Origin of the sequence: Deinococcus aestuarii (assembly GCF_018863415.1) — a bacterium.
GTDB lineage: Bacteria > Deinococcota > Deinococci > Deinococcales > Deinococcaceae > Deinococcus > Deinococcus aestuarii.
In genome coordinates this window covers 86,170-110,102 of record NZ_JAHKSN010000017.1, presented here as the reverse complement: position 1 = coordinate 110,102, position 23,933 = coordinate 86,170, and the positions used below count along the sequence as shown (strand labels likewise).

At 71.9% G+C, this 23,933-nt stretch carries 21 protein-coding genes, 1 tRNA gene and 1 pseudogene; 12 read left to right on the top strand and 11 right to left on the bottom strand.

What is annotated here, in order from left to right; all coding sequences use genetic code 11:
- Positions 1-102: pseudogene (locus tag IC605_RS17925) on the top strand (IS5/IS1182 family transposase); the annotation flags it as partial.
- A 15-nt stretch (positions 103-117) separates the two neighbouring features.
- Here IC605_RS17925 and IC605_RS17920 read toward each other — a convergent pair.
- The 3 genes from IC605_RS17920 to IC605_RS17910 are packed head-to-tail and all read right to left on the bottom strand — an operon-like array spanning position 118 to position 2,798.
- Positions 118-1,176 (bottom strand): phosphohydrolase, encoded by a 1,059-nt coding sequence (locus IC605_RS17920; protein ID WP_216327309.1) that lies wholly within the window; start codon positions 1,174-1,176, stop codon positions 118-120.
- A gap of 49 nt (positions 1,177-1,225) precedes the next feature.
- Positions 1,226-2,023, bottom strand: coding sequence for an enoyl-CoA hydratase-related protein (locus tag IC605_RS17915; protein ID WP_216327307.1), 798 nt, complete (start codon positions 2,021-2,023; stop codon positions 1,226-1,228).
- Positions 2,024-2,081: 58 nt separating this feature from the next.
- A complete protein-coding gene (locus IC605_RS17910; RefSeq protein ID WP_216327305.1) occupies positions 2,082-2,798 on the bottom strand; it encodes a phosphorylase family protein in 717 nt (238 codons plus the stop codon).
- 378 nt (positions 2,799-3,176) lie between these two features.
- Between IC605_RS17910 and IC605_RS17905 the strand changes: the two genes are divergently transcribed.
- The 4 genes from IC605_RS17905 (at position 3,177) to IC605_RS17890 (ending at position 8,619) form a co-directional block, all read left to right on the top strand.
- Entirely contained in the window at positions 3,177-4,490 is a 1,314-nt protein-coding gene (locus tag IC605_RS17905; RefSeq protein ID WP_216327303.1) for an S-layer homology domain-containing protein, read from the top strand.
- Positions 4,491-4,655: 165 nt separating this feature from the next.
- Positions 4,656-5,006, top strand: coding sequence for a lipopolysaccharide assembly protein LapA domain-containing protein (locus IC605_RS17900; protein ID WP_216327300.1), 351 nt, complete (start codon positions 4,656-4,658; stop codon positions 5,004-5,006).
- 68 nt (positions 5,007-5,074) lie between these two features.
- A complete protein-coding gene (locus IC605_RS17895; protein WP_216327343.1) occupies positions 5,075-7,135 on the top strand; it encodes a single-stranded-DNA-specific exonuclease RecJ in 2,061 nt (686 codons plus the stop codon).
- Between the two features lie 194 nt (positions 7,136-7,329).
- Complete coding sequence (locus tag IC605_RS17890) at positions 7,330-8,619, top strand: GGDEF domain-containing protein (protein ID WP_216327297.1); 1,290 nt, start codon at positions 7,330-7,332, stop codon at positions 8,617-8,619.
- Between the two features lie 12 nt (positions 8,620-8,631).
- Here IC605_RS17890 and IC605_RS17885 read toward each other — a convergent pair whose 3' ends face one another.
- The gene (locus tag IC605_RS17885; protein ID WP_216327294.1) at positions 8,632-9,657 is read right to left on the bottom strand and encodes an SIS domain-containing protein; all 1,026 of its coding nucleotides are present in this window, start codon (positions 9,655-9,657) and stop codon (positions 8,632-8,634) included.
- 256 nt (positions 9,658-9,913) lie between these two features.
- Positions 9,914-9,990, bottom strand: a tRNA-Arg gene (locus tag IC605_RS17880).
- 40 nt (positions 9,991-10,030) lie between these two features.
- Between IC605_RS17880 and IC605_RS17875 the strand changes: the two genes are divergently transcribed.
- From IC605_RS17875 to IC605_RS17865, 3 genes are all read left to right on the top strand, one after another.
- Positions 10,031-11,956, top strand: a complete 1,926-nt coding sequence (locus tag IC605_RS17875; protein WP_216327292.1) for a peptidylprolyl isomerase — start codon at positions 10,031-10,033, stop codon at positions 11,954-11,956.
- Positions 11,957-12,070: 114 nt separating this feature from the next.
- A complete protein-coding gene (gene trpS / locus IC605_RS17870) occupies positions 12,071-13,069 on the top strand; it encodes a tryptophan--tRNA ligase (RefSeq protein ID WP_216327290.1) in 999 nt (332 codons plus the stop codon).
- Between the two features lie 40 nt (positions 13,070-13,109).
- Positions 13,110-13,868: a segregation and condensation protein A gene (locus IC605_RS17865; RefSeq protein WP_216327288.1), complete on the top strand. Its 759-nt coding sequence runs from the start codon at positions 13,110-13,112 to the stop codon at positions 13,866-13,868.
- A gap of 112 nt (positions 13,869-13,980) precedes the next feature.
- On the opposite strand, the gene IC605_RS17860 is transcribed toward IC605_RS17865, so the two are convergent.
- Genes IC605_RS17860 through argF form a run of 4 tightly spaced genes read right to left on the bottom strand, consistent with a single transcriptional unit; the run spans position 13,981 to position 17,260 of the window.
- Positions 13,981-14,790 (bottom strand): shikimate 5-dehydrogenase, encoded by an 810-nt coding sequence (locus IC605_RS17860; RefSeq protein WP_343216658.1) that lies wholly within the window; start codon positions 14,788-14,790, stop codon positions 13,981-13,983.
- 10 nt (positions 14,791-14,800) lie between these two features.
- Positions 14,801-15,745, bottom strand: coding sequence for an N-acetyl-gamma-glutamyl-phosphate reductase (gene argC / locus IC605_RS17855; RefSeq protein ID WP_216327285.1), 945 nt, complete (start codon positions 15,743-15,745; stop codon positions 14,801-14,803).
- Positions 15,746-15,750: 5 nt separating this feature from the next.
- Complete coding sequence (locus IC605_RS17850; RefSeq protein ID WP_343216657.1) at positions 15,751-16,266, bottom strand: NUDIX hydrolase; 516 nt, start codon at positions 16,264-16,266, stop codon at positions 15,751-15,753.
- A 13-nt stretch (positions 16,267-16,279) separates the two neighbouring features.
- The gene (gene argF / locus IC605_RS17845) at positions 16,280-17,260 is read right to left on the bottom strand and encodes an ornithine carbamoyltransferase (RefSeq protein ID WP_216327333.1); all 981 of its coding nucleotides are present in this window, start codon (positions 17,258-17,260) and stop codon (positions 16,280-16,282) included.
- Positions 17,261-17,395: 135 nt separating this feature from the next.
- On the opposite strand from argF, the gene IC605_RS17840 reads away from it, so the two are divergent.
- From IC605_RS17840 to IC605_RS17830, 3 genes are all read left to right on the top strand, one after another.
- A complete protein-coding gene (locus IC605_RS17840; RefSeq protein ID WP_216327282.1) occupies positions 17,396-18,400 on the top strand; it encodes an MBL fold metallo-hydrolase in 1,005 nt (334 codons plus the stop codon).
- A gap of 63 nt (positions 18,401-18,463) precedes the next feature.
- Complete coding sequence (locus IC605_RS17835; RefSeq protein ID WP_216327280.1) at positions 18,464-19,249, top strand: histidinol-phosphatase HisJ family protein; 786 nt, start codon at positions 18,464-18,466, stop codon at positions 19,247-19,249.
- On the top strand, positions 19,242-20,942 hold the full coding sequence (locus IC605_RS17830; RefSeq protein WP_216327276.1) for a DNA polymerase/3'-5' exonuclease PolX: 1,701 nt from the start codon (positions 19,242-19,244) through the stop codon (positions 20,940-20,942). The genes IC605_RS17835 and IC605_RS17830 overlap by 8 nt, the downstream gene beginning before the upstream one ends.
- Before the next feature lie 521 nt (positions 20,943-21,463).
- Here the strand turns inward: IC605_RS17830 and IC605_RS17825 are convergent.
- A complete protein-coding gene (locus IC605_RS17825) occupies positions 21,464-22,630 on the bottom strand; it encodes an MFS transporter (protein ID WP_216327273.1) in 1,167 nt (388 codons plus the stop codon).
- A 140-nt stretch (positions 22,631-22,770) separates the two neighbouring features.
- On the opposite strand from IC605_RS17825, the gene IC605_RS17820 reads away from it, so the two are divergent.
- Entirely contained in the window at positions 22,771-23,286 is a 516-nt protein-coding gene (locus IC605_RS17820; protein ID WP_216327271.1) for a hypothetical protein, read from the top strand.
- A 99-nt stretch (positions 23,287-23,385) separates the two neighbouring features.
- Here IC605_RS17820 and IC605_RS17815 read toward each other — a convergent pair whose 3' ends face one another.
- The gene (locus IC605_RS17815; RefSeq protein WP_216327269.1) at positions 23,386-23,931 is read right to left on the bottom strand and encodes an isoprenylcysteine carboxyl methyltransferase family protein; all 546 of its coding nucleotides are present in this window, start codon (positions 23,929-23,931) and stop codon (positions 23,386-23,388) included.
- Between the last annotated feature and the right edge of the window lie 2 nt (positions 23,932-23,933).

Genomic DNA, 23,933 nt, shown 5'->3' with positions numbered 1-23,933 from the left:
CTGGGACGAGATTTAGAACGCTTGTCCTCTACTCTGATCGGCTTTCACTTTGTTGCCGCTTGCGTTCTGATGCTGGCGAAAATCAAGCCATTTTTTGGATAGGGCTTTGCCCAGCCTCTAGCGCCGCTCGCTGCCCATCCCGAGGTTTTGCACGATGGCCTCGGTGACCTTTTTCTGGGTGTCCTGCACCTCGGCGACCACGCGCTCGCCGCCCTCGAGGTCCATCACGAAATGGTCGCCCTCGAGCCGCACCCGGCTGAGAATCTGGGCCTCCCCCTGCGGGCGGATGGAGGCGCGCAGCTCGACGAAGCGGCGCATGGGCGTGCGGATCACCTTGGGGGCGAGCACCTCCTCCACCTGGAAGATGCCGCCCGAGTTGTTCATGGTCACGTTGATCAGGACCGGCATGTCGCGCCCCCGCTCGATGACGACCTGATCGACCGCGAGCGCGCTGATGGAGTGGATGTCCACGCTGCCGAGCGCAAAGGCCTTGCGCCCCCGCCCCTTGGTGATGTCGGTGCCGTCCGCGACCGCCGTGATGCCGCCCTCCAGCGTCAGCGGCGGCGGGCCCAAGTCGTGGCAGTTGATCGCCCCCAGGATGAACGAGCGCACCTTCATCCGCTTGAAGGGGTCGGGGTAGAGCGGCCCCATGATCCGGTCGAGGATCGGCAGCGCCAGCGCGACCCCGTGCCCCTCGTGGCCGACCCGGTGAATCTGGTTGCCGATGTCGTGGAGCATCGTCCCCAGGATCACGGTCAGGAACACGTCGTCGGGGTCGCCCACGCCCGACTCCATCACGTCGGGCCGCACGCCCGCCTCCAGCAGCAGCTCGGTGATCGCCATGCTCGCCGCGCCCGTGATGAAGGCGTGGACGCGCCCGTGGTCGTTGTACCCGAGCTTGCGCATGGTGATGTAATTCGCCATGTCCCAGTGCGCCAGGGCCTCGGGGTCGCCGCGCAGGGCCTCGTAGGCGGCGAGCGCCCGGGGATAGTCGGCGAGGTCGGCGCGGATCGCCCGGTGCGCCTCCTCGATGAGCTTGGCGCGCGGCGTCGTGTACTCCACCACCCGGGTCCCGTTGTCGGCGGGCGGGGCGAGGTCGGCCTCCGGGTGGCGGCTCTCCACGTCCTGCACGGTGCCGTCCTGCACGCTGAGGGTGAACTTCTGCTCTCCGGACATGGGGTCCTCCAGCGCTGGCCGCTCGTCTCCGGGCGACCGCAACCTCGCCTCACTCACCTTGGAAGGCCGCCCGCCGCTTGGCGAGGAAGGCCGACGTCCCCTCGCGGAAATCCTTGGTAGCGACCGCCATCCCGAAAAGGTCGGCCTCCACCTCCTGCCCCGCCTCCAACGTGGTGTCGAGCCCCCGGCGCACCGCCTCCTTCACGAGCGAGAGGGCGATGGGCGCGTTTCTGAGCATCTGCTCGGCCACCTCGCGCGCCTTGGCGAGGGGATCGTCGGCGACGTAGTTCACCAGCCCCATCGCCAGCGCCTCCTCGGCGGGCACCTGCCGGGCCGTGAGCATCAGGTCGAGCGCCCGGCCCGAGCCCACCAGCCGCGCGAGGCGCTGGGTGCCGCCGAAGCCGGGAATCAGACCCAGGGACACTTCGGGCAGGCCCAGTTTCGCGTTCGGGGACGCCACCCGCACGTCACAGGCGAGGGCGAGTTCGAGGCCGCCCCCGAGGGCGAAGCCGTTCACCGCGGCGATCACGGGGATGGGCAGGCTGGCGACCGAGTGCATCACGTCCTGCCCGGCGAGCGCGAGTTCACGGCCCGCGTACACCCCGTCGAGCTGCGACAGCTCCCCGATGTCCGCCCCCGCCACGAAGGCGCGGTCGCCGCCCCCGGTGACGATGAGCGCGCCCACCTCGGGGTTCTCGATGACGGCCTCGACCGCCTGCGAGAGTTCGTTGAGGGTGTCGGCGTTCAGGGCGTTGAGTGCCCCCGGCCGCGTGACGGTCAGCACCGCGATGGGCCCGTGCTGGTCGAGCTGGAGGTTGCGGAATTCGATCTCGTCGAGCATCGTCATTCCCTCATCCTGCCACGGGGCGGGCGGGCGAAAAGAAACGGGTCCCCCCGGCTTCCCCCTACCCCCCTGCGAGGGTCACGATGGCGTCAAGGGCCACCCGGATCATCCGGTCCACCCCGCCCGCGAGCACGTCGTCGGGGACGAGCTGCGGGTCGCCGATGTCGTTGCTGCACGCGGTCAGGCACCCCGCACGCAGGCCACGCTGCGCCGCCACGAGGAAGATCGCGCTCGCCTCCATCTCGAAGCCCAGCACCCCGCGCGAGGCCCACAGCCGGGCGTGTTCGGGCGTGCTCGCGTAAAAGGCGTCCTCGGTCATCACCAGGCCGACGTGGTGCGGGACCCCGTGTTCACGGGCCGCGCGGACGGCGGCCTCCACGACCTCGAAGCTCGCGGCGGGGGCGTAGGGGGCGCCGCCGAGAAGCTGCCGGGTGGTGCCGTCGTTCGGCACGGCGGCGGTGGCGACCACGAGGTCGGCAGGCTTCACCGCCGGGGTCGCGCCCCCCAGCGTGCCCACCCGGATCAAGGTCCGCGCCCCCAGCCGGGCGAGTTCTTCCGTCACGATGGCGGCACTCGGGCAGCCCATCCCGGTCGTCTGCACGCTCACCCGCACGCCCCGGTAGGTGCCCGTGAAGCCCAGGAGCTGGCGGTGCTCGGTGTAGAGGGTCGCGCCCTCCAGGTACTCCTCCGCGATGCGGCGGGCGCGGTTGGGGTCGCCCGGCAGCAGGACGAACTCGGCCACGTCCCCGGGCCGCGCGCGCACGTGAATCTGGGTCATGGGGGCGAGTATAGGGACCCCGCCCCGGGTCCGGGGGTCCGGCGCCGACGGGCGCCCCGGCACCTGCCTCACCCTTGTCACTCTTCGGGGCGATCACATGAGAGTCACTTCATGAGACAGAAAGCTCAAGAGATCATAAAACTTCTCACCGGAGCGTCCGAAGGGTGGGCCGCGGGCCGGTTCGGGGACCTCATCGCGGGCGGTCAGCCTTCACCTTTTACTAAGAAGACGGGCTTTTTGTCGGCTTTTCCACGAATGGTGACGCACTCCCCAAGATTCCGTCAGGCTGCTTCACAAGGCACTCACGCGGGCTGCCTACGGTAAACCCATGCACCGGGGCGGCTAGGGCCGTGCCCGTGCGAAGGTAAAGGAGAACCCATGCGCAAGTCCCTGATCATCGCGTCCACCCTGGCCCTCAGCGTCGGCGCCGCCAGCGCCCAGGACACGACCACCCCCGCCGCACCCGCCACCCAGACGACGCCGGCCCAGACCACGCCCGCCACCACGACCCCGGCGACCACCCAGACGACGCCCGCCGCGACCCCGGCGACCACGACCGCGACCCCCAGCCAGGTCACGACCTTCAGCGACGTGCCCGCCGGGCACTGGGCCAAGGACGCGGTGGACGTGATCGTGCAGCGCGGGCTGATCCAGGGCTTCCCGGACGGCACCTTCCGCGGCAACGAGAGCCTGACCCGTTACCAGGCCGCCCTGATCTTCTACCGCCTGCTGCAAAACGGCGGCCTGAGCAGCGGCAACCTCAGCCAGGGTGATCTGACGACCATCACGCGCGGCATTCAGGAGGTCAGCACCGAGCTGGCCGCCCTGACCACCCGCGTGACCGACCTGGAGCGCCTGAGCGCCGACCAGCAGGCCCGCATCACGGCGCTCGAGGGCCGCATCGCCGCCCTGGGCACCGGGACCGGCACGGCGGGCACCGACACCGCCGCCCTGACCGCCCGCATCGACGCGCTGGAGGCCGCCGTACGCGCGCTGCCGACCGCGCCCGCCGCCGGCACGGCGGACGCCGCCCTGACCGCCCGCGTGGACGCGCTGGAGGCCGCCGCCCGCAGCGCCGCGACCACGCCCGCCACGACCACGCCGGCCCCCACCACCACGGCCCCCGCCGACACCACCACGACGGAGCCCGCTCCCAGCACGGTCGTGATCGGCGACACGACGCCCGTCGCCACCACCCCCACGCGCGGCAACCTGTTCGCCGGGGTGAGCATCGGCGCCGCAAATGCGGGCAGCCTTGGCAACTGCTACATCCCGAACGCGGAAGGCCGCGCGGTGAACTTCTGCGCCAGCTTCGGCGGCGTGATCGGCAGCACGCAGATCATCGGGCCGATTGGCGCCCGGGTGGCCGCCGACTACCGCCCCGGTCCCAACGCCATCTCCGCGGACGTGAACGCCACCATCGGCACGACCTTCGGCCGCTTCCAGCCCTACGCGGGCGCGGGCCTCGGCCTGACGAGCAGCCGCAGCCGCACCGCGACCGGCAACACGACGGACACCTACCTCAGCGCCCTGATCGGCGTGGACTTCCAGATCACCGACAGCATCGCGGCCTTCGCGGAGGCCGACGCCCGCTACTACCTCACCAACAAGGGTGTGGGCGCCGCCCAGGACGCCACCGCCACCCGTGGCTTCGGCAACGCGGTCAAGGCCGGTCTGAAGTTCTACTTCTGAGCCCGACCCCTTCACAGGAGGCCCCCACGCGGGGCCTTTTTTCATGGTGACCCACCCTGGAGACGGGGGCCCGTCCTCCCGTGGGCAGCCTGCCTGTCTCTTCCCCCGGCTCCCGGGGTCCGGAATCCGCCTGTGGATTCTCCGTCCCGGCGCTAGACTGGCCCCATGCGACTCGTGGGGTTCGTCCAGGTGCTGCTGCTCCTCGCGCTGGCGGCGTACCTGCTGCTCGTCGCGCTGGAAAACCCGGCGCCCGTACGGCTGCCGCTGCCGCTGGGCCGGGGCGAACTCGCCCTGTCCGCCGGGGTGGCGGTGGCCGTGTTCACGGCGCTGGGCGGGGGCTACGCCCTGCTGCTGCTGCTGCCGCCGCTGTGGCAGGCCCGGCTGCGCCTGCGCCGGGCGCGGCGGGAGCGCGAGGCCCTCGAACACCGCCTCTCCGCCACCCTCCAGGCGCGGTTGGGAGCCCTGCCGGTCTTGCCCCCGTCCGAGCCTGCCGCCCCCGCCGCGAGGAGCGCGTGAAGGCCCCCCCCCTGGAGGCCCGCTGGCTGCTCTCCCCCCCCGCAAGCCGCGCGGCCCTGCTGGACGCCATGCGGGAATGGCGCGTCTCGCCGCCCCTCGCGCAGGTGCTCTACGGCCGGGGGCTGACCCCGGCCCACCTCGACCCGCCGCTGACGCCGACCCCCAACCCGGCGCTGCGGGAGGCCGCCCGGCGGATCGTGGCGGCGATCCAGACCCGCAGGCGCCTGCGCATCCACGGCGACTACGACGCCGACGGGGTGAGCGCCACCGCCCTCCTCGTGCTCGGGCTGCGCGACCTCGGGGCGGATGTGCACGGGTTCATCCCCCACCGCCTGAACGAGGGCTACGGCCTCCACCCGGACCGCGTGGAGGAACACGCCGCCGCCTGCGACCTGCTCGTGACGGTGGACTGCGGGGTGACCAATCTGGAGGAGGTGGGGGCTCTCCTCGCGCTCGGGGTGGAAGTCATCGTCACCGACCACCACGCGCCGGGGCCGGACTTTCCGGCGTGTCTCGTCGTCCACCCCAGCCTGACGACGGGGTACGACCCGGCCCTGCACAACCTGACGGGGGCGGGCGTGGCGTACCACCTGTTGTGGGCGGTGCGCTCGGAACTCGGGCTGACCGAGCCGCGTGAGCTGGCCGGGGTGGCGACCCTGGGCACGGTCGCGGACGTGGCGCCCCTGGTCGGCGAGAACCGGGCGCTCGTGCGGGCGGGGCTCCCGGCGCTGGCGGAGTCGAAGCTTCCCGGCGTGCGGGCGCTGCTCAAGGCCAAGGGGGTCGAGCGGCCGAGCGCGCGGGACGTGGCCTTTTTGCTCGCGCCGCTGCTGAACGCGGCGGGGCGGCTGGGGGAGGCGGACCTCGCGCTGGCGCTGCTGCTGGCGCCGGGCGAGCACGAGGCGGCGACCCTCGCCACCTACCTGGAGGCGCGCAACCAGGAACGCCGGGGCATTCAGGACCGCATGTTCGCCCAGGCGCTGGAGATCGCCGACCCCGAGGCCCCCGCGATCCTGGTCACCCGGGAGGACTGGCACGCGGGGGTGATGGGCATCGTGGCGAGCAAGCTGGTGGAGACCTTCCACAAGCCCGTCTTCGTGGTCGCGCAGGGGAAGGGGTCGGTGCGGAGCACGCCCGGAATCAGCGCGGTGGACGGCCTGCGCTACAGCCACGACCTGCTGGGGCGCTACGGCGGTCACCCCGGCGCGGCGGGCTTCACCATCGCCCCGGCGAACCTCCCGGCCTTCCGGGGGCGGCTGCACGAGTACGCCCGGCAGTTTCCGCCCCCGGTGCCCGAGTACCGCCTCGACGCGCCGCTGCCCTCGCTGGGGGCCACCCCCGGGCTGGTGACCGAGGCCGCCGCCTTCGAGCCGTACGGCACCGGGCACACCCCGCCCCTGTGGCACGTGCGCGAGCCGCTCGCGGGCACCCGCCTGGTGGGCAAGCGGGGCGACAGCCTGCAATTCCAGGTCGGGCCCCTGCGCGGCATCAAGCACGGCGAGCACGACGCGACCCCCGGCGAGCGCGACCTCGCCACCCACCTCGTCACGAGCGAGTGGCGCGGGCGGACCCGGCTGGAGCTGCACGGGCAGGCGCTGCGGGCGCCGGGGCGGCTGGGGCTGGCGGGGGGCGGGGCAGGCGCTCCCCCCCTGCCCCGCCTCGATCCTAGGGAAGCCATGCGACACCTCAAGGCGGGCGCGGCGGCCTATGCGGACGGGGCGGTCGCCGCGTACCTGCGCGATCAGGTGCCGGGCCTGACCCTCGTTTCCCCCGGCGAGGCGCACCCCGGCGGCGAGCTGATCCTCTACGCCCTGCCGGGGGAGGGCGACCTGCGGCGCTGGCTCGCCGGGGGCCGGGTGGCCTTCGCCCTGGGACCCAAGACCCTCGCGGAGCTGGAGGGGGCCCTGACCCGGCACCACCTCGCCGCGCCGCCGCCCAATCCGCTGCAAGACGCCCACGCGGACGAGGCGGGACTGGAAGCCGCGGCCGACGCCTACCGCCGCTGGCAGTGGGCCCACCTGTACCGGGTGCTCGACGACGAGGGCTGGAGCGCGGCGGTCCGCCACCTGCTCGGGGTGGAGGGGGCGGGGGCGGAAGGCCGCGTGCCCGAACTCGCGCTGGCGGAGGGCTGAGCGGAGACCGGGCGACGTTCGGGACCCTTCCCGCCGTCCCCAGCGGGCCCGAGCCGGGAGACGAGCACCGCGCCCCGCAGGCCGACGAACTCCCGTCGGGGGCGTCCCAGAGCCGGGTCGCTCTCCGCGTCCGGTCGCGTTCCCTTCGCCCGGTGGCCGGGGGGTTCCACCCGCTTTCGCCGGAGTCGGAGGCCGTGCGGCGCCTGCAACGGCGGTCTCCGGGGGCGCTCCACCCACGGATCGCCCTTCAGGAGGGGTATCCGGCGGCGCGCGAACTCGCCGGGGCAGAGCCCAGCCTGGACGAGCCGGGCGGCGTCATGCAGGCCTGGACCTCAACCTCCTGCCACCCGGCCAAACGATGTCAGGAAGAAGTGACGCCCCGGACTGTACCCTGGGCGTGTTCGGCCCCGACTCCCATGCTCAACGACCTCTTCGTCAACTTCTGCGTGCTGTGCACCACGACCTTCCTGGTGGGGTGGACGCTGCGCTCCCTCAAGCACGCCTGGACGTGGACCCAGATCGCGCTGCGGGCGCTGCTCACCGTGGCGAGCAGTTTCGTCCTGATCGCCAACGCGGTGCCGCTGGCGGGCGGCGTGGCGCTCGACCTGCGCGCGGTGCCCGTGGCGCTCGCCACGGTCGGCGGCGGCGTGCCCGCCGGGGTGACGGTGGCGCTGCCCCTCGTCCTCTACGAGTTCTGGCGCGGGGGCGAGCGGGCCCTCGTCCACGCGCTCACGCTCGGGCTGGTGGTGGGCCTGTGCGCCCTCGCCATGCGCGGCGTTCCCCGGGGCGTGGAGAACGAGGGGGTGCGCTGGTGGGTCCCGTTCGGCATCTTCGCCCCGAGCAACCTCGCGCTGGCGTACGGGGCCTTCCTGGCGACCGGGGACGCAGGTTACTCGGCGAGCGTCACCCTGCTGCTCACGGCGGCGCAGACGGTCGGGATGCTCGCCTCCCAGGCGATCACGGTCACGCAGCTTCGCGCGCTGGACCGGGCCGAGGTCTTGACCGACCTCGCCTACACCGACAAGCTCACGGGCGTGGGCAACCGCCGCGCGCTCGACGAGGCCCTGCTGAGCCCGCAGCAACTCTCCCACGTGCTGCTCCTCGACCTCGACCACTTCAAGCTCGTCAACGACACGCGCGGCCACGACACCGGGGACCGGGTGCTGGAGGCCACCGCCGCCGTGCTGCGTGACGCCCTGGGTGGGCGCGGCCTCCCCTACCGCCTCGGCGGGGAGGAGTTCGCCGTGCTGCTGCGCGGGCTGAGCACCCCCGGCGCCGAGGCACTCGCCCAGGAGATTCGCGGGCGGGTGGCCCAGGAGGTGGGTGGGCGCGCGGGTCACCCCGACCTGCACGTCACCGTCTCGCTCGGCCTCGCCGGGACCCACCCGGCGGCCACCGTTCTGGAGCGCGCCGACGCCCTGCTCTACGCCGCCAAACGGGCGGGGCGCGACCGGGTGGAGGTCGAGCGGCTCACCGTGGCCTGAACCGCTCCCGCCTCAGCGCCCGTCGTCCGGATCGTCCCCGTCCAGGTCCTCGTCGTCCGCTCCGACTTCGGCGTCGTCCCCGCGCCAGTCGCGGGCGGGGTCGGTGCGGCGCAGGTCGTCCCGCTCGCGGGGGGCGGCGAGGCCCAGGGCGTCCGGATCGCCCTCGCCCGCCAGGGCCGCCTGGGCGCGGGCGAGCACGGGGGTGTCGTCGCCCCGCGCCCCGTACCGTTCGGCGAGGTAGGCGGCCACCCACGCGCCGAAGTACCACAGGGCGAGCTGCGCGGCGTACCCGCCGGGGAACGAGGGGTCCGCGCCCGGCGGGTAGGGAACCGCCACCACCTCGTCCACCCGGCTGTCCAGCACCTCGCGGGCGATGTCGAGAGCAGGGTCGGGGTCGCCCAGGATCAGCGCCACCTTGGCGTCCCCCTTCTCGTGCTGGGCCTCGAAGGCGCCCGTGACGAGGGGGAGGGGGTCGCCCAGGACGGGAACGGCCAGCGTCTTGCCCACCCGCGCGAGGAGGGTCTGCCACGCGTGCGGCAGGGCGTCCGCATCGGGCGCGGCGAGCAGCAGGGGCGTGCGGCCCCACAGGGTCCAGGCGAGGTCGCGGGCGGGGTTGTCCTCGGTCACGGAGGGGGCACAGCGGTCGCGCAGCCCCGCGAGGAGGCGCTCGGCGTCCTGCGCCTGATCCGCGTGCCCGCTGGCGTAGGCGACGTACTGGGCCGCATGGTAGGTCGTGCTCAACCCGCCCGGCACGAGCACGTCCACCTCGCTGGGCGAGCCTCCCGTGCTGACCCGCCGCACGTTCGCCCCCGCCACCTCCGCGAGGTCGGCGTAGTCGCGCGCCGGGTCCGCCGCGTCCGCGCTCCCGATCACGAACTGGGTGCCGCCCCGGGCCAGCGTGCCGGAGACGAGCACCCCGGCGAGGTGCGCGGCGAGCGTGCCCTCTCCCACCCCGATGGCCGCGTGCGGGCCGGGTTCGGGCTGGGTGGGTCCGGCGTAGCTGCCGGGCAGGGCTTCGAGCAGGGTGAGGGGGTCCATAGGGTCCAGGGTACAGGGGGAGGCGTGGGGAGAGCGTGTTCGCGGAGCCCGGGGCTCCCGGCAACCCGGGCGGAGGGCATGAGATCACAATCGAAAAAACGCGTGCAGAACGCGGATTCCCGCTTCATGCGCTGCCGCGGCACCGTGCTAGAATCGCCCGCGTGCGTTTTCGGAGCCCACCCGTCACTCTCGCCGGTTTAACCGGACGGGGCTATCACGAAAACACCACCCCGGAGGGTGGCGTTCGCGGAATGGATGGCGCGCCCGACAGGACTCGAACCTGTGACCTTTGGCTCCGGAGGCCAACGCTCTATCCAACTGAGCTACGGGCGCAGGGCACGGGTAACCTAGCACGCGCCCCCAAGGAGATCAAGTGAAGAACAAAAAGGTCGTGAACGTCCTCCTGGGCGTTCTCGCACTCCTGCTGGTGGTCGGCATGGCCTACCAGTTCACGCCCAACGTGGGCTCGCTGTTCGGCAACCGCCAGCAGGGTACCCCCGCCCTGAAGGTGAACGGCCAGACCGTCACCGTCGAGGAGCTGGAGGCGATCCGCCGGGGCAACCCGGTGCTCGGCAGCGTGGAAACCGGCGTCCTCGCCGACGACTTCAAGACCTTCGTCGTGTCGCAGGCTGTCCGCCAGCACCTGTTCCAGCAGGCCGTGGGGGACATCGACGTGAGCCGCGCGGACGTGAACGCCGAGGTCCAGAAGGTCCGCGAGGCGAACAACCTCAACGACAACAAGGCCTGGACCGACGCCCTGCAAGGGGCCGGGCTCACCGACGCGACCTACCGCACCCAGGTCCGCAGCCAGCTCGCGATCCAGCGCAAGGTGGAAGACCTCCAGAAGACCGCCGCCCCCGCCACCGACGCGGAGGCGCGCGCGTACTACGACCTCAACCCGCAGGCCTTCCAGAGCGACGCCCGCATCGTGGGCCGCCAGATCGTGGTGGCCGACAAGGCCAAGGCGCAAAGCCTCCTGGCGCAGGTGAGGGGTGGGGCGGACTTCGCCACCCTCGCCCGCCAGAACAGCACCGAGTTCAAGGACCGGGGCGGGGCGCTGGGCCCGGTCGAGAACGGCGCTCCCCGTCCGGTCGCGCAGGTGGCCCTGCCCGCCGAGGTGGGCGCGGCGGCCTTCGCCCTCACGCAGGGCGGGGTGACCGACGTCGTGGAAAGCGGCGGCAAGTTCTACATCGTGAAGGTGGAGCGCTTCCTCCCGCCCGCCGTCAAACCCTTCGACGAGGCCAAGGCCGACGCCGCGACCGCCGTGACCGAGCAGAAGAAGAACGCGGTCGTGGAGAGGTGGGCGACCGACCTCGAACGGGGCGCCAAGGTCGAGGCCGTGGACCCCAACTGGAAGACCGAGAACCCCACGGTCGCCCAGGTCGCCGGGCAAAAGATTCCGTACTCGGACGTGGTGGCCCAGGTCGTGCAAAATCAGCAGTTCGCCTCTCTGCTCGGGCAGGTGCCCGGCGAGCAGGCGGCGGGGCTCGTGAACGGCATCCTCAAGCCGCAGGTCGTCGAGGGGCTGATCAGCGGCTACGGCGCCGAGAAGCTCGTGCAAGACCGCAAGCTCCCGCTGACCGGCACCCGCCAGGAACTCGCGGCGGCCCTCGCGGCGTACGGGGCGCGGGACGTGAAGGTCACCGACGCGGACATCCAGGCCTTTTATACCCAGAACCGCCAGCAGTTCGAGACCCCCGGCAGCGCGACCGTGGCCGAGGCGAGCTTCCCCGACCGCGCCAAGGCGACTGCCTTCCGGCAGGGCTGGAACGGCCAGGGCAGCTTCGTCGCCGCCGCCTCCCGCGCGGGCGGCACCGTCAGCGAGCGCGGCAGCGTGACGGCGGGCGGCGAGACGCTCGGCGAGGAGCTGAACGCCGCCGTCTTCACGTCCAGGAACCTCCGCGACGTGGGTGAGGGCAGCCTCAGCGAGGTGGTGCCGGTCGGGCAGCGCTTCTCGGTCGCCTACGTGACCGACCTCAAGCCGGGGGCCACCCAGCCCCTCGCGGCGGTGCGCGCCCAGATCCAAGATCAGGTGCTCGCCCAGAAGCGGCAGGAGGCCGGGCAGGCGTACCTCGCCAGGGAGATCGCCACCCTGGGGCCCGTGAACAACCTCCAGCAGGTGCTCGCCGCGCAGGAGAAGCGGGTGGCGGCCCAGGCGCCCAAGCCCCCGGCCGCGACGACCCCGGCGACGCCCGCTCAGGGGAACGGCGAGGACGCGCCCGCCCAGAACGGCGGTACGGGCACTTCCCCCACCGGGACCCCGGCGGACGGCGGCGCCTCCAGCGGCAACACCCGCTGAAGCCCCACACCCCAAAGGTGGCCTTCCAGACCAGGAGGGCCGCTTTTCTTTTGCCCCCGCTCCGTCATTCGGCGCAGGATGATCCCGGCCCCCGCCCGCTAGAATCGCCCGCGTATGCCGCGCGTGTTTTCAGGAATCCAGCCCACGGGCGATCCGCACATCGGGAACTACTTCGGGGCGATGAAGAACTATGTGCGGCTGGGCGAGGAGTACGGCAAGAACTCCATCTACTGCGTCGTGGACCTCCACGCGCCGACCAACCCCGGCGCCTACGACCCCAACTTGCTCGCCGGGCGCACCTTCGAGATGGCCGTGGCGAACATGGCGGTGGGCCTCGATCCCGCGAAGGTGATCTTCTTCGCCCAGTCGCACGTGCCCGAGCACACCGAACTCGCGTGGCTCTTCACCGTGATGACGCCCGTCGGCGAGCTGGAGCGCATGACCCAGTACAAGGACAAGGCGCAGAAGCTGGAGAGCGTCCCGGCGGGCCTGCTGATGTACCCGGTGCTGATGGCCGCCGACATCCTGCTGTACAAGGCCGACACCGTGCCCGTCGGCGAGGACCAGACCCAGCATATCGAGCTGACCCGCGAGATCGCCCGGCGCTTCAACCACACCTTCGGCGAGACCTTCCCCGAGCCCAGGGCGGTGTATGCCCGGGACGCCCTGCGGATTCCCGGCGTGGACGGCCAGGGCAAGATGAGCAAGAGCAAGGGGGAGACGAGCACCCTGGGCATCCTGGAGCCCTTCGACTCGATCTGGCAAAAACTCCGGGTCGCGCCCACCGACCCCGCCCGCGTGCGCCGCTCCGACCCCGGCGACCCCGACAAGTGCCTGATCGGCGACTACCACAAGCTCTTTTCGGATCTGCCCACCATCGAGACGGTGTACGTGGGCTGCCGCACCGCCGGGATCGGCTGCGTGGACTGCAAGAAGATGCTGATGGAGGGGGTGCGGCGCGAGCTGACGCCCGTTCAGGAGCGGGCCGCCGAGCTGAAGGCCGACCCCGACCGGGTGCGCGACGCGCTGGCGACGGGAGCGCGCGAGGCCCGCGAGATCGCCGTGCCGGTCATGGAGGAGGCGCGGGAGAAGGCGGGGTTCCTGAAGTTGTGAGGGCTTGTGGCGTGTGGCCCGTGGCTGGTGGGAAGGGCGTTTGACCGTTCTGGCCGCGCCTTCGCCCTCCGTGCCATCGGCCCTCGTCGTTCGTCTGCCCGGCTTCGAGGGGTCGCTCTCCGACCTCGCGGGGGCGTTGCGGGCGGGGCGGGTAGGGCCGGGGGGGGTGCCGCTGCTGACCCTCACGCGGGACGTGCTGGCGTGGGTGGCGGCGCTGACCGGGCCGGGCGGCACAGCCTTTGCGGAGACACACCCCGAAGTGCTGCCCGCGCTGGCGAACGTGATCGCGCTCAAGGCCCGCCTCCTGCTGCCGCACCCCGAGCCGGAGGAGATTGGTCCCGAGCTGTCGGACGACCCTCTCGACCACATGATCGAGGGGGTGGAGGCGCTGGCGGAACTGGACGCGCTGGTGGGCTTTCTCGCCGCCCGCAGAAGGGAGCGCGAGGGCCTGATCCCGGCCCGCGCCGTGCCGCTCGATCTGCCCCGGCGCGAGCGCAAGCGCAACCCGCAGGGCAGCCTCGCCAAGCTGGTGAAGGCCGCCCAGAACGCCGTGCGGCAGGTCGAGGTGCCGCTCCTCGCGCGAGAACGGCTGACGCTGGCGGACGCGCTGGGGGCGTTGCGTGCCTTCGGGGTGCGGCTGCGGACCTTCACCTTCCGGGGGGTTCCGGCCCAGGACTGGGGAGAGCGCGCGACCTACTTCGCCGCGCTGCTGGAGGGAATCAAGGAGGGGTCCTTCAGCGCCGAGCAGGAGGGGGTGTACGGGGAGATTCGGGTCACTTCGCAGGGGGTGGAGGGTTAGAAAGGGGGAGGCATCCTCTTGGCGTTGGGGCCGCTCGCCTCCCCCTCACCCCAACCCTCTCTGCTCCGCAGCTTTGCAAGTCCCGCGAGTGGAGAAGGCGAATGAGCGCACTTCACCCCCGCGCCAGCGCCGCCGCCCGCTCCACCTGCTCGTCGCTTGGGCGCACGCCGGTGTAGAGCACGAACTGTTCGACCGCCTGCAAGACGGCGACCTCGGCCCCGGTGATGACCCTCTTCCCGAGCGTCCGGGCGTAGCGGATCAGGGGCGTCTCGGGTGGAAGGGCCACCACGTCGAAGACGGTCTGGGCCCGGTCGATGAGTTCGGGCGGGAAGGCGAGGTCGTCCGCCTCCGGGCCGCCCGCCATGCCGACCGGGGTGACGTTGACGAGCAGGTCGGCCCCGGTGGGATCGAGGTCGGGGCGCCAGGTGTAGCCGCACGCCTCCGCCAGTGCGCGTCCCGCCCCCTCGTTCCGGGCGAGGATGGTGCCGTTTCCGAAACCCGCGTCCCGCAACGCGGACGCCACCGCCTTCGCCATGCCGCCGCTGCCCCGCAGGATGAAGGTGGAGTCGGTGGGCACACCCGAGAGCAGTTTCGATACCGCGATGTAGTCGGTGTTGTAGGCCCGCAGGTACCCGTCCTCGTTCACGATGGTGTTCACCGAGCCGATGACGGCGGCGGAGGGGTCGAGTTCGTCCAGGAACTCGATGCACGCCTCCTTGAAGGGCATGGAGACCGCGCACCCCCGGATGCCCAGCGCACGGATGCCGCCGATGGCCCCGCGCAGGTCATTCGTCGTGAACGCCTTGTAGAGGTAGTCGAGGCCCAGCTCCTCGTACAGGGCGTTGTGAAAGCGGGTGCCGAAGTGGCCGGGGCGACCCGCCAGCGACATGCAGAGGCGGGTGTCCTTGCTGATCCTCCTCACCCGCACAGCCTCACGCCGGGACCTGGGGAGCAGGCTCGCCCAAGCCCAGCATCACGCCGAGGTTCTGCACCGCCGCGCCGCTCGCTCCCTTGCCCAGGTTGTCGAGGCGGGCGGCCAGGACGGCCCGCGCCCCGTCCGTGCTGGGGTAGACGAAGAGTTCCATGTCGTTCGTGCCGTTGAGGGCCTGCGGGTCGAGGATGGACGGGTTCTCGGACAGGGGAACCACCCGCACGTACCGCCCGCCCGCGTAGTGGTCGCTCAAAGCCTCGTGCAACCGGGAGGCGGAGACTCCCAGAGGCTCCAGGTGCAGCGGGACCGTGACGGTCATCCCCTGCGCCCACGCCCCCACGTTCGGCGTGAAGACGGGCGTGCGGGTCAGGCCGCCGTAGCGCATGATCTCGGGCAGGTGCTTGTGGTCGAGGTTCAGGCCGTAGCTGAGGTACGCGCCGCGCATGGGGTGGGGCTGGTCCTGCTCGTGGGCGTCCACCAGCGCCCGGCCCCCGCCCGAGTAGCCGCTGAAGCCCTGGATGGCGACCGGGTGGTCCGCCGAAAGCAGCCCCACCGCCGTCAGGGGCGCGAGGAGGGCGATGGCCGCCGTGCTGTAGCAGCCGGGATTGCTCACGCGGCGGGCGGTGCGGATGCGCTCCGGTTGCCCCACACCCAGCTCGGGAAAGCCGAAGACCCACCCGTCGGCCACCCGGTGAGCCGTGCTGGCGTCGAGGAGCCGGGCTTCAGGGTTGGTCGTCAGCGCGACGGCCTCGCGCGCCGCGTCGTCGTGCAGGCAGAGGATAGAGAGGTCGGCGGCATTCAGAAGCTCTGCCCGCGCCCCCGGGTCCTTGCGCCGGGCGGGGTCGATGCTCAGGAGTTCCACGTCGCGGCGCCCGGCGAGGCGCTGGCGGATTTGCAGGCCGGTGGTTCCGGCCTCGCCGTCGATGAAGATGCGGGGGGGGGTCATGGCACTCATGGCACTTTGCCTCCGTAGCACAGACGCACGAGGGGGGCGAGGTCGCTCTTGGCCGGGTCACCCGCCGCGATGCGGGCCAGGAGGGCGGCAGGCGTGAGCCACTCGGCGCCGCTGAAGTCTTCGGGGTTGTAGGGTGGGTCGGTGGCCGTGTGAATCTCGTACACCCGCATGAAGATGTTCAGCCCCGTGCCGTGGGGCGAGAAGGCGCCGAGCTCACGCCAGGGCAGCGTGTCCACGTCCAGATTCAGCTCTTCACGTGTTTCACGCCGGAAAGCGGCCCCATAGCTCTCGCCACGCTCCACGTGCCCCCCCACACTCATGTCGAGGCAGCCAGGAAACATCCGCTTGTGGGGGGTGCGGCGCGGAATCCACAGCTCGCCGCGCGGGTTGACCAGAAACACGTTCACCCCGCGCACGGGGAGGCGCCGTGCCCACGCCTCGTCGCGGGTGACCGCCCCGATCACCTCGTCGTGCTCGTCCACGAGATCAAGCCACTCCACAGCTTCGCTCACATCACCGATTCTCTCACCACCTCGGCCGCATCTCCCCCATCAGGTGGTACAGCAGCGCCTTTTGCGCGTGCAGGCGGTTCTCGGCCTGATCGAACACCCGGCTCTTGGGGTGCTCGGTCGCCTCGGGCACCGTCTCCTCGCCGTAGTGGGCGGGCAGGCAGTGGAGGAAGATGCCGTGCGGGGCGATGGTCTCCAGCATCCCCGGCGTGACCTGATAGCCCCGAAACGCCCGGCGGCGGATGTCGGCCTCCGCCTCCTGGCCCATGCTGATCCACACGTCGGTGTAGAGCACGTCCGCCCCCTCGACCGCCGCGAGGTCATGGGTGAGGGTGACCTGCACGCCCGCCTTCACGGCGTCCATCAGCACGCCCGCGTTCGGCTCGTAGCCGACCGGGGTCACGACCGTCACGTCGGTCCCCGTCAGGATGCCCATGTGGATGTGGCTGTTGGCGAGGTTGTTGCCGTCGCCGATGTAGACGACCCGCCTGCCCTTCAGGTCGGGCCCGAACTCCCCCTCGATGGTCTGGTAGTCGGCGAGGAGCTGCGCGGGGTGGAGCATGTCCGAGAGCCCGTTGATGACGGGGACGCTCGCGTGGTCGGCGAGTTCATGGAGGGTCTGCTGGAGGTACACCCGGCCCATCACCCCGTCCACCCAGCGTTCCAGGTTGCGCGCCACGTCGGGAACGCGCTCGCGGGTGCCCAGGCCGATCTCGGTGTTCGACAGGGTGATCGCGTGCCCGCCGAGCTGGTACATCCCCACGTCGAAGGTCGTGCGGGTGCGCAGGGACGCCTTCTCGAACACCAGGGCGAGGCTCAGGCCGCTCAGGGGCTTGACGCCGCGCCACTCTCCCCGCCGCATCGAGTGGGCGGTGTCCAGCACGGCGCGCAACTCGGCGGCCGTCATGTCGAGGTTGCTCAGGAAGTCGCGCCCGGCGAGGACGGGCGGGGGCAGCGTCCCCGGGGTGAGGAGCGCAGGATTATTCGCCGCAGCCATCCCGGCTTGCCCACCGCTCGCGGGCTGGGCGCGTTCTTCTGGGGAGACGGCCTTCGTCATAGAGAATGAGTATACGTGGACTTGAGAAAAGATGCAGGCCGGGTGGTGAACTCGGATGTCCGCTACCCTGCGCCCATGCTCAAGGTCCAGGTCCTCGGTCTCCCGGCGCAGGACAACGCCCTGTGGGTGGTGGCGGATACCGGACAGGGGCAGACGCGGCTGCTGCTCGACTGCGGGGCCGGAACCCTGGACACGCTCCCCTTCGCGGAGGTGCGGGCGGTCGATCACGTCCTCTTCTCGCACCTGCATATGGATCACGTCGCAGGCTTCGACGACCTCTTCCGCGCGACCTTCGACCTGCCGGGCCGCGTGAACCACGTCTGGGGCCCGCCCGGCACGGCGCGCATCCTGTCGCACCGCTTCCGGGGGTACTGGTGGAACCACGCGCCCGAACTGAGCGGGACGTGGCACGTGCACGACGTGGACGGGCAGGCCATCCGGTCCTTGCGCTTCGAGCTGCACGAGGCGTTCGAGGTGGCGCACGAGGAGGGGACACGCCCGGTGGACGGTCCCCTCTTCACCACCCCCGAGGTCAGCGTGGAGGCCGTGCCCCTGCGACACCAGGGCGTGTGCCTCGGCTACGTGGTGAGGGAACCGGAACGGGTGAGCGTGGACCCGGCGGCGCTGCAAGCCCTCGGGCTGAAGGGGGGCCCGTGGCTCGCCGCGCTCAAGGCGGGGGCGACGGAGACGCTCGACGTTCCCGGCACGCCCCACGACGCGGACGAATTGCGGACGCGGCTGCTGCGCCGACAACCGGGGGAGAGCCTCGCCTACCTGACCGACTTCCGGCTGGACGAGGAGGAGCAGGCCCGGCTCGCACCCCTCCTGGCGGGGGTGGGCACCCTCTACGCCGAGGCGCAGTACCTCCCGGAGGACGCGGACCTCGCCCGGCGCAACGACCACACGACCGCCGCGCAGGTGGCGGCCCTGGCGAGAGCGGCGGGGGTGGGACAACTCTGCTTGCTGCACCTGTCACGGCGTTACCGGGCCGAGCGGTGGCCGGAGTTCCTGGCGGCGGCGCGGGCGGTCTTTCCGGCCACCCACTTTCCCGCCGGGTGGCCGGATGAGGGCGTGGGCTGAGCGCAAGGGACGACGAAGGCCGCACTTCCGCCCCGCTTCCCCGCATCCCGTACCCTGTTCCCCATGACCTCGCCCCTCTTCGACTCTCACATGCACACGCCGCTGTGCGGGCACGCGACGGGCACACCGCGCGAGTACGCCCAGGCGGCCCTCGACGCGGGGCTGGCGGGCGTCTGCTTCACCGACCACATCCCCATGCCCGCGTGGTACGACGCGGGGTGGCGGATGCGCCGGAACCAGCTCGGGGAGTACGTGCAGGGCGTCTTGGAGGCGCGGGCGGAGTTCCAGGGGCGGCTGGAGGTCCGGCTGGGGCTGGAGGCCGACTTCCACCCCGGCACCGAGCGGTACGTGGCCGAGCTGCTGGAGACCCACGACTGGGACTACGTGATCGGTTCGGTCCACTACATCGGCGCCTGGGGCTTCGACAACCCGGAGTACGCGGACGAGTACGGGGCGCGGGACCTGGGCAGCCTTTACCGCCATTACTACGCGCTGGTGGAGGGCGCGGCGCGGACGGGGCTGTTCGACGCGGTGGGGCACCTCGACCTCCCCAAGAAGTTCGGGCACCGCGACCCCGACGGCTACGCGGCGCTGCACGCCCTCGACGTGATCGCCGAGCGCGGCCTCTCGCTCGACTTCAACACGGCGGGCTGGCGCAAACCCGTCGGCGAGGCCTACCCCGCCCCCGACCTCACCCGCGCCGCCGCCGAGCGCGGCATCGGCTTCGTCCTCGGCAGCGACGCGCACCGGCCGGGGGAGGTCGGTTTCCACTTCACCGAGGCGATCAAGCAGCTCCACGACGTGGGCGGGCGCATCGTGACCTACCAGGGCCGGGTGCGGCATGGCTGACCTCACCCGCAAGGCCTTCACGAATGTCCTCAAGACCACCGCCGACCTCCTCGACCTGCTCGGGCAGGAGGTCTTCCGCGCGAACGCCTACCGCAGTGCCGCGCGCAGCCTGGAAGCGCTCGACACCGACCCCGCAGAACTCGTCGCGTCGGGCTTCGCGGGCGTGCCCAAGGTGGGCCGGAGCATCGCCGCCGAACTCGTCACCTACGCCGAGACGGACCTCTTCCCGCCGCTGGAGGACGCCGCCAGCCAGGTGCCGCCCGGCGTGCTGGGCCTTTTCCGGGTGCGCGGCCTGGGACCCAAGAAAATTCGGCTGCTGTGGGACGCGGGGGTGGATTCCCTCGAAACCCTGCGCGAGGCGGCGCGCGACGGGCGGGTGGCGGCCCTCAAGGGCTTCGGCGCCAAGAGTGCGGGGACCATTCTGGAGGCGGTGGAGTTTGCCCTCGCGGCCCAGGAACGTCAGCACCTCAGCACCGGGCTCGACGTGTCGCTGGGGCTCGCGGGAAGGTTGGCCGATCTGAACGCGCGGGTGGCGGGGGACGCGCGGCGCGGGCTCGATACGGTGCGCGCGGCGCGGGTGACGGTGACGGGCACGGCCGAAGAAGTGGCCGCCCGCCTCGCCGGGGTGGTGGAAGGCCTCGCCCCGGTGGACCCCAAGCCGCTCCTCGCGGGCCGGGTGGACGGGGTGCCCGTGGAGATCGCCTACGGCCCGGCGGAGGTGCGGGGAGCGCTGGACCTGATGATGGGCGGCGGCACCGCATACCGCGAGGGCCTGCGGGCGGAGGCGCGGGCGAGGGGCTTCGACCTCAGCGGGCGGGGCCTGAGACGCGGCGGCGAGGTCATTCCCACCCCCACCGAGCAGGACGTGGCGCGCGAGCTGGGCCTCCCCCTGCGCCCCGCCGAGTACCGCGAGCCCGAGCACGACGGAATCTGGGAGAGCCTTCCCCACCCCGACGAACTCGTCACCGAGGCCGACCTGCGGGGGATGCTGCACACCCACTCGGTCTGGTCGGACGGGGCGGCCACCGTGCGCGAGATGGCGGAGGAGACGGTGCGGCTGGGCCACGCCTTCCTGGGCACCGGGGACCACTCGCGCGCCGCGCACTACGCGAACGGCATGAGCATCGAGCGGCTGCGCGCCCACATCCGCGAGGTCCGCGAGTTGCGGCGGGCAGGGCTCCCCGTCATCGCGGGCTCCGAGGTGGACATCCTGGAGGGCGGCTCGCTCGACTACCCCGACGAGGAGCTGGCCGAACTCGACTACGTGGTCGCCAGCGTCCACAGCCTCTTCACCCTCGACCGCGAGCGGCAGACCGAGCGCTTGATCAAAGCCGCCTCGCATCCCCTCGTCACCATCCTGGGCCACCCCACCGGGCGCCTGCTCCTGCGCCGCCCCGGCTACGCCCTCGACCTGGGCGCCGTGCTCGCCGCCTGCGAGCGAAACGGCACCGTCGTGGAGATCAACGCCAACGCCTACCGCCTCGACCTCGACTGGCGCGAGGCCCTGCGCTGGCGGGACCGCCTCACCTTCGCCATCAACACCGACGCGCACGTCCCCGGCGGCCTGACCGACACCCGCTTCGGCGTCCTCGTCGCGCGCAAGGCGGGCCTGACCCCGGAGCGGGTGGTGAACACGCTGGGGCAGGAGGACTTTCTGGAATTCGTGCGGAGGCAGCGGGCAGGGCGGGGGTGACGGAGGGGTACCCTGCCTGCTCGCTTTCTTCGGCAGAGAACAACCAGAGGGCTGTCGAGAGGTTGGGCCGCCGGATGCTTGGGGCGTTCACTCCCTCTGCTCAGCAGCTCTACGAGTCGCGGTGCGAGCTGTACCAGTCCCCCACAGGGGATGAGGAGGAGAAGGCGAGGGCATCTGCTTGGCGGTGGGGTTGGTCACACGCCCCCTCACCCCGGCCCTCTCCCACAAGGGGAGAGGGAGAAAGAGAGCGGGGGCCTTTGCGCTGTTCAAAACGCCGATCTGGGCGCCCCATGAGTGCCCGTGACTAGAATGCCCCAGGCCCACGGCCACGTCGGCTCGCGCAGCGAGACGGTGGGGTAGCGACTGGGACGCGACAAGATCAGACCTTGCGTTCAGAAGAACCCGTCCACCCGCGCCGTCCGTGTGCCCTTGCCCAGCGCAGCGCCGCTCCCCCTGCCCCCCCGGGGGGGAGGGGGTTGGGGGGTGGGGGCAAACCGTGGCAAGTTGCCCTGCCCCCCTCCCTACTCGAACCGCTCCCGCCCAGGCTCCGGCAACCGGTACGCGATCACCGCACTCGGCAAGAGCAGCGTCAGACTCACCAGCGCCGCCGTCGTCGGACTCGTCACGTCCGCCAGCGCCCCGACGAGAAAGATCAGCAGCCCCGCAAACCCCCACGAAAACCCCATCATGATGCTGCTCGCCACGGCCACATGCCCCGGCGCATACTCCTGCGCGGCAACCACGCCCACCGGCACACTCGCATTGACGGCGGCCCCGACGAGGAAGGTGAGCGGGTAAAACCACCAGTTCGCCGGACTCGACAAGATCAGCAGCGCGAAGAAGGGAATGGTCGTGAGGATGGCCGCCCGCAACACCGGCACCCGCCCGTACCGGTCGCTCGCCCGCCCGCCGACAATCCCGCCCAGGGCACTGGCGACGGCGTACACGGCGAGCGTGACCCCGACCTCGCGCGCCCCGAAACCCCGAGCGATCAGGATGAAAGGAAGCATGGCGTTGTACCCCATGCTGGCGAGCGAGCGCAGCACCGCCATCGCCCAGAGGGAGACGAGCGGCCCTCGGAAGATGCGCGCGTACTCGGCGAGGCCCACCCGCCGCCCGCTCGCCCGCCCGGACGGCGTGACCGCGAAGGTGAGGGCCGCGATCCCCGCGCCGATGAGGGAAAACCAGGGCAGATGCTCCAAGCCCACCCCCGCGAAGACCGGGCCGAGCGCCATGCCCGCCGTGCCCCCCGCGCTGAACAGACTCGCCCACAGCCCCCGCTTCTCCGCCGGGCTGTTCAGGGCGACGTACGCGGCCCCCGCCGGGTGGAAGAAGCCGCTCCCGAAGCCCGCGACGGCGACGAGGAGCACCAGAGCCCCGAACCACGGCACGAAGCCCATCATCGTCAGGCCCAGACCCGTCATCAGGGGGCCGAGGGCGGCGGCGTAGCGGCGGTCGAACCGCTCCCCGACGATGCCGAGGAGGGGCTGAAGCACGCTGCTCGTGAGACTGTACACACTGGAGAGCAGGGTCACGGCGGCGATGGACACGCCGAAGCGGTCCTGGAGGGCGGGGGTCAGGGGGGTGAGCATCGCCCCGTAGGCGTCGTTGATGAAGTGCCCCGCCGTGACGGCCACGGCGACGGCGGTGGCGTGGCGGACGGCGGCGGGAGCGGCGGTGGCGCGCATAGGTCTCTACCCTACGCCCCCCGCCGCCCGGGGCGTCCAGCGGGCCGGGCCGGGGGCGGCCGCTCGCCCCCCGGAGTGTGAAGTTTGCCCCACCCGGCGGGTGACGGCCGTGTGTGGGCCCAGACGTTAAGCTGCCCCTCATGGTCGCCACGTTCCGCGAGATGATCGCCTCCACCCTGCCGTCCGAGGAGCGGTTTCTCGCCCGGCTCGCGCAGATGTCGCCGGGGGAGTGGGCGGACCTCGCGCAGGTTTTCGCGGCGGCCCTGCCGGAGCTCGACGCCGTGCTCACCCTGCCGGGCGGGGCTCACCTCGCGGCCAGCCTCGCGCGGGCACGCGGCGTCACGCTCCTCGACGCGGCCCTTCCCGGCGAGGTGGACACTTGGCTCCCCCTGATTCCCCCCAGCGGCGAGGTCGTGCTCGTCACCGAACACCTTCAGGGCGGCGGCCCCGAGCTGGAGGCGGTGGCCCTCGCCACGAGCCACGGCCTGCGGGTCGTGGCCGTCGCGGCGGCGGTCGAGCGCACGAGCGCCGGGGCCCGGGGGCGCCTCGAACTTCAGGGGGTGCGGGTGTACACCGCCCTACAACTCGCCGACACCCCGCGCGGACTCGTCTTCGAGCGCCGCGCGCCGAGGCGTTGGAAGGAGCGGCACCGCTAGAGGGCCCCACACGAACGATGTCCCCCTGAGCGGAGCGACGGGTCTCGCCTCCGGCGTGGGGATACTTCGCTGCACAGCTTTCCAGGTCAGGGCGACCCCTCATCCAGGGCCCGCGCCGCTCCCCTCCCCGCGCCCCTGCGCATACGCCCGTAGCGCCCGCTCCTCGGTGGGAATGCGGATCAGGAGCAGGAGCGCGGCGTTGAGCAGGGTAAAGGCCAGCGCCGTGCGCCACGCCCCGACCGCCAGGGGCGCCGAGGCCAGTTCCAAAGCAACGACGGCGTAATTGGGGTGAGGCACCAGGCGAAAAGGGCCGCCCCGCACCCGTTCCCCCCCCGGTACGATCAGGATGCGGGTATTCCAGTACCTTCCCAGGCTGCGAATCACCCAGTACCGCAAGGGCTGGGCGAGCACGAGGAGGAAGAAGGCGGGCCAGTTCACCCGTCCCCCCGAGCGGCGGCCTTCGAGCAGGGTGGAGAGCATCCAGCCCGCATGGAGGGCGAAGAAGAGGGGGTAGTGTTCGCGCCCGTACTCGACGGCGCCGTGCTCCCGCGCCCAGCGTTCGTTCGCGCGGGCCAGGCGCAATTCGAGAAGGCGCTGCGCGGCCAGGAAGACGAGGAGGAGGGGGGCGAGGGTGCGGGCCTTCATCC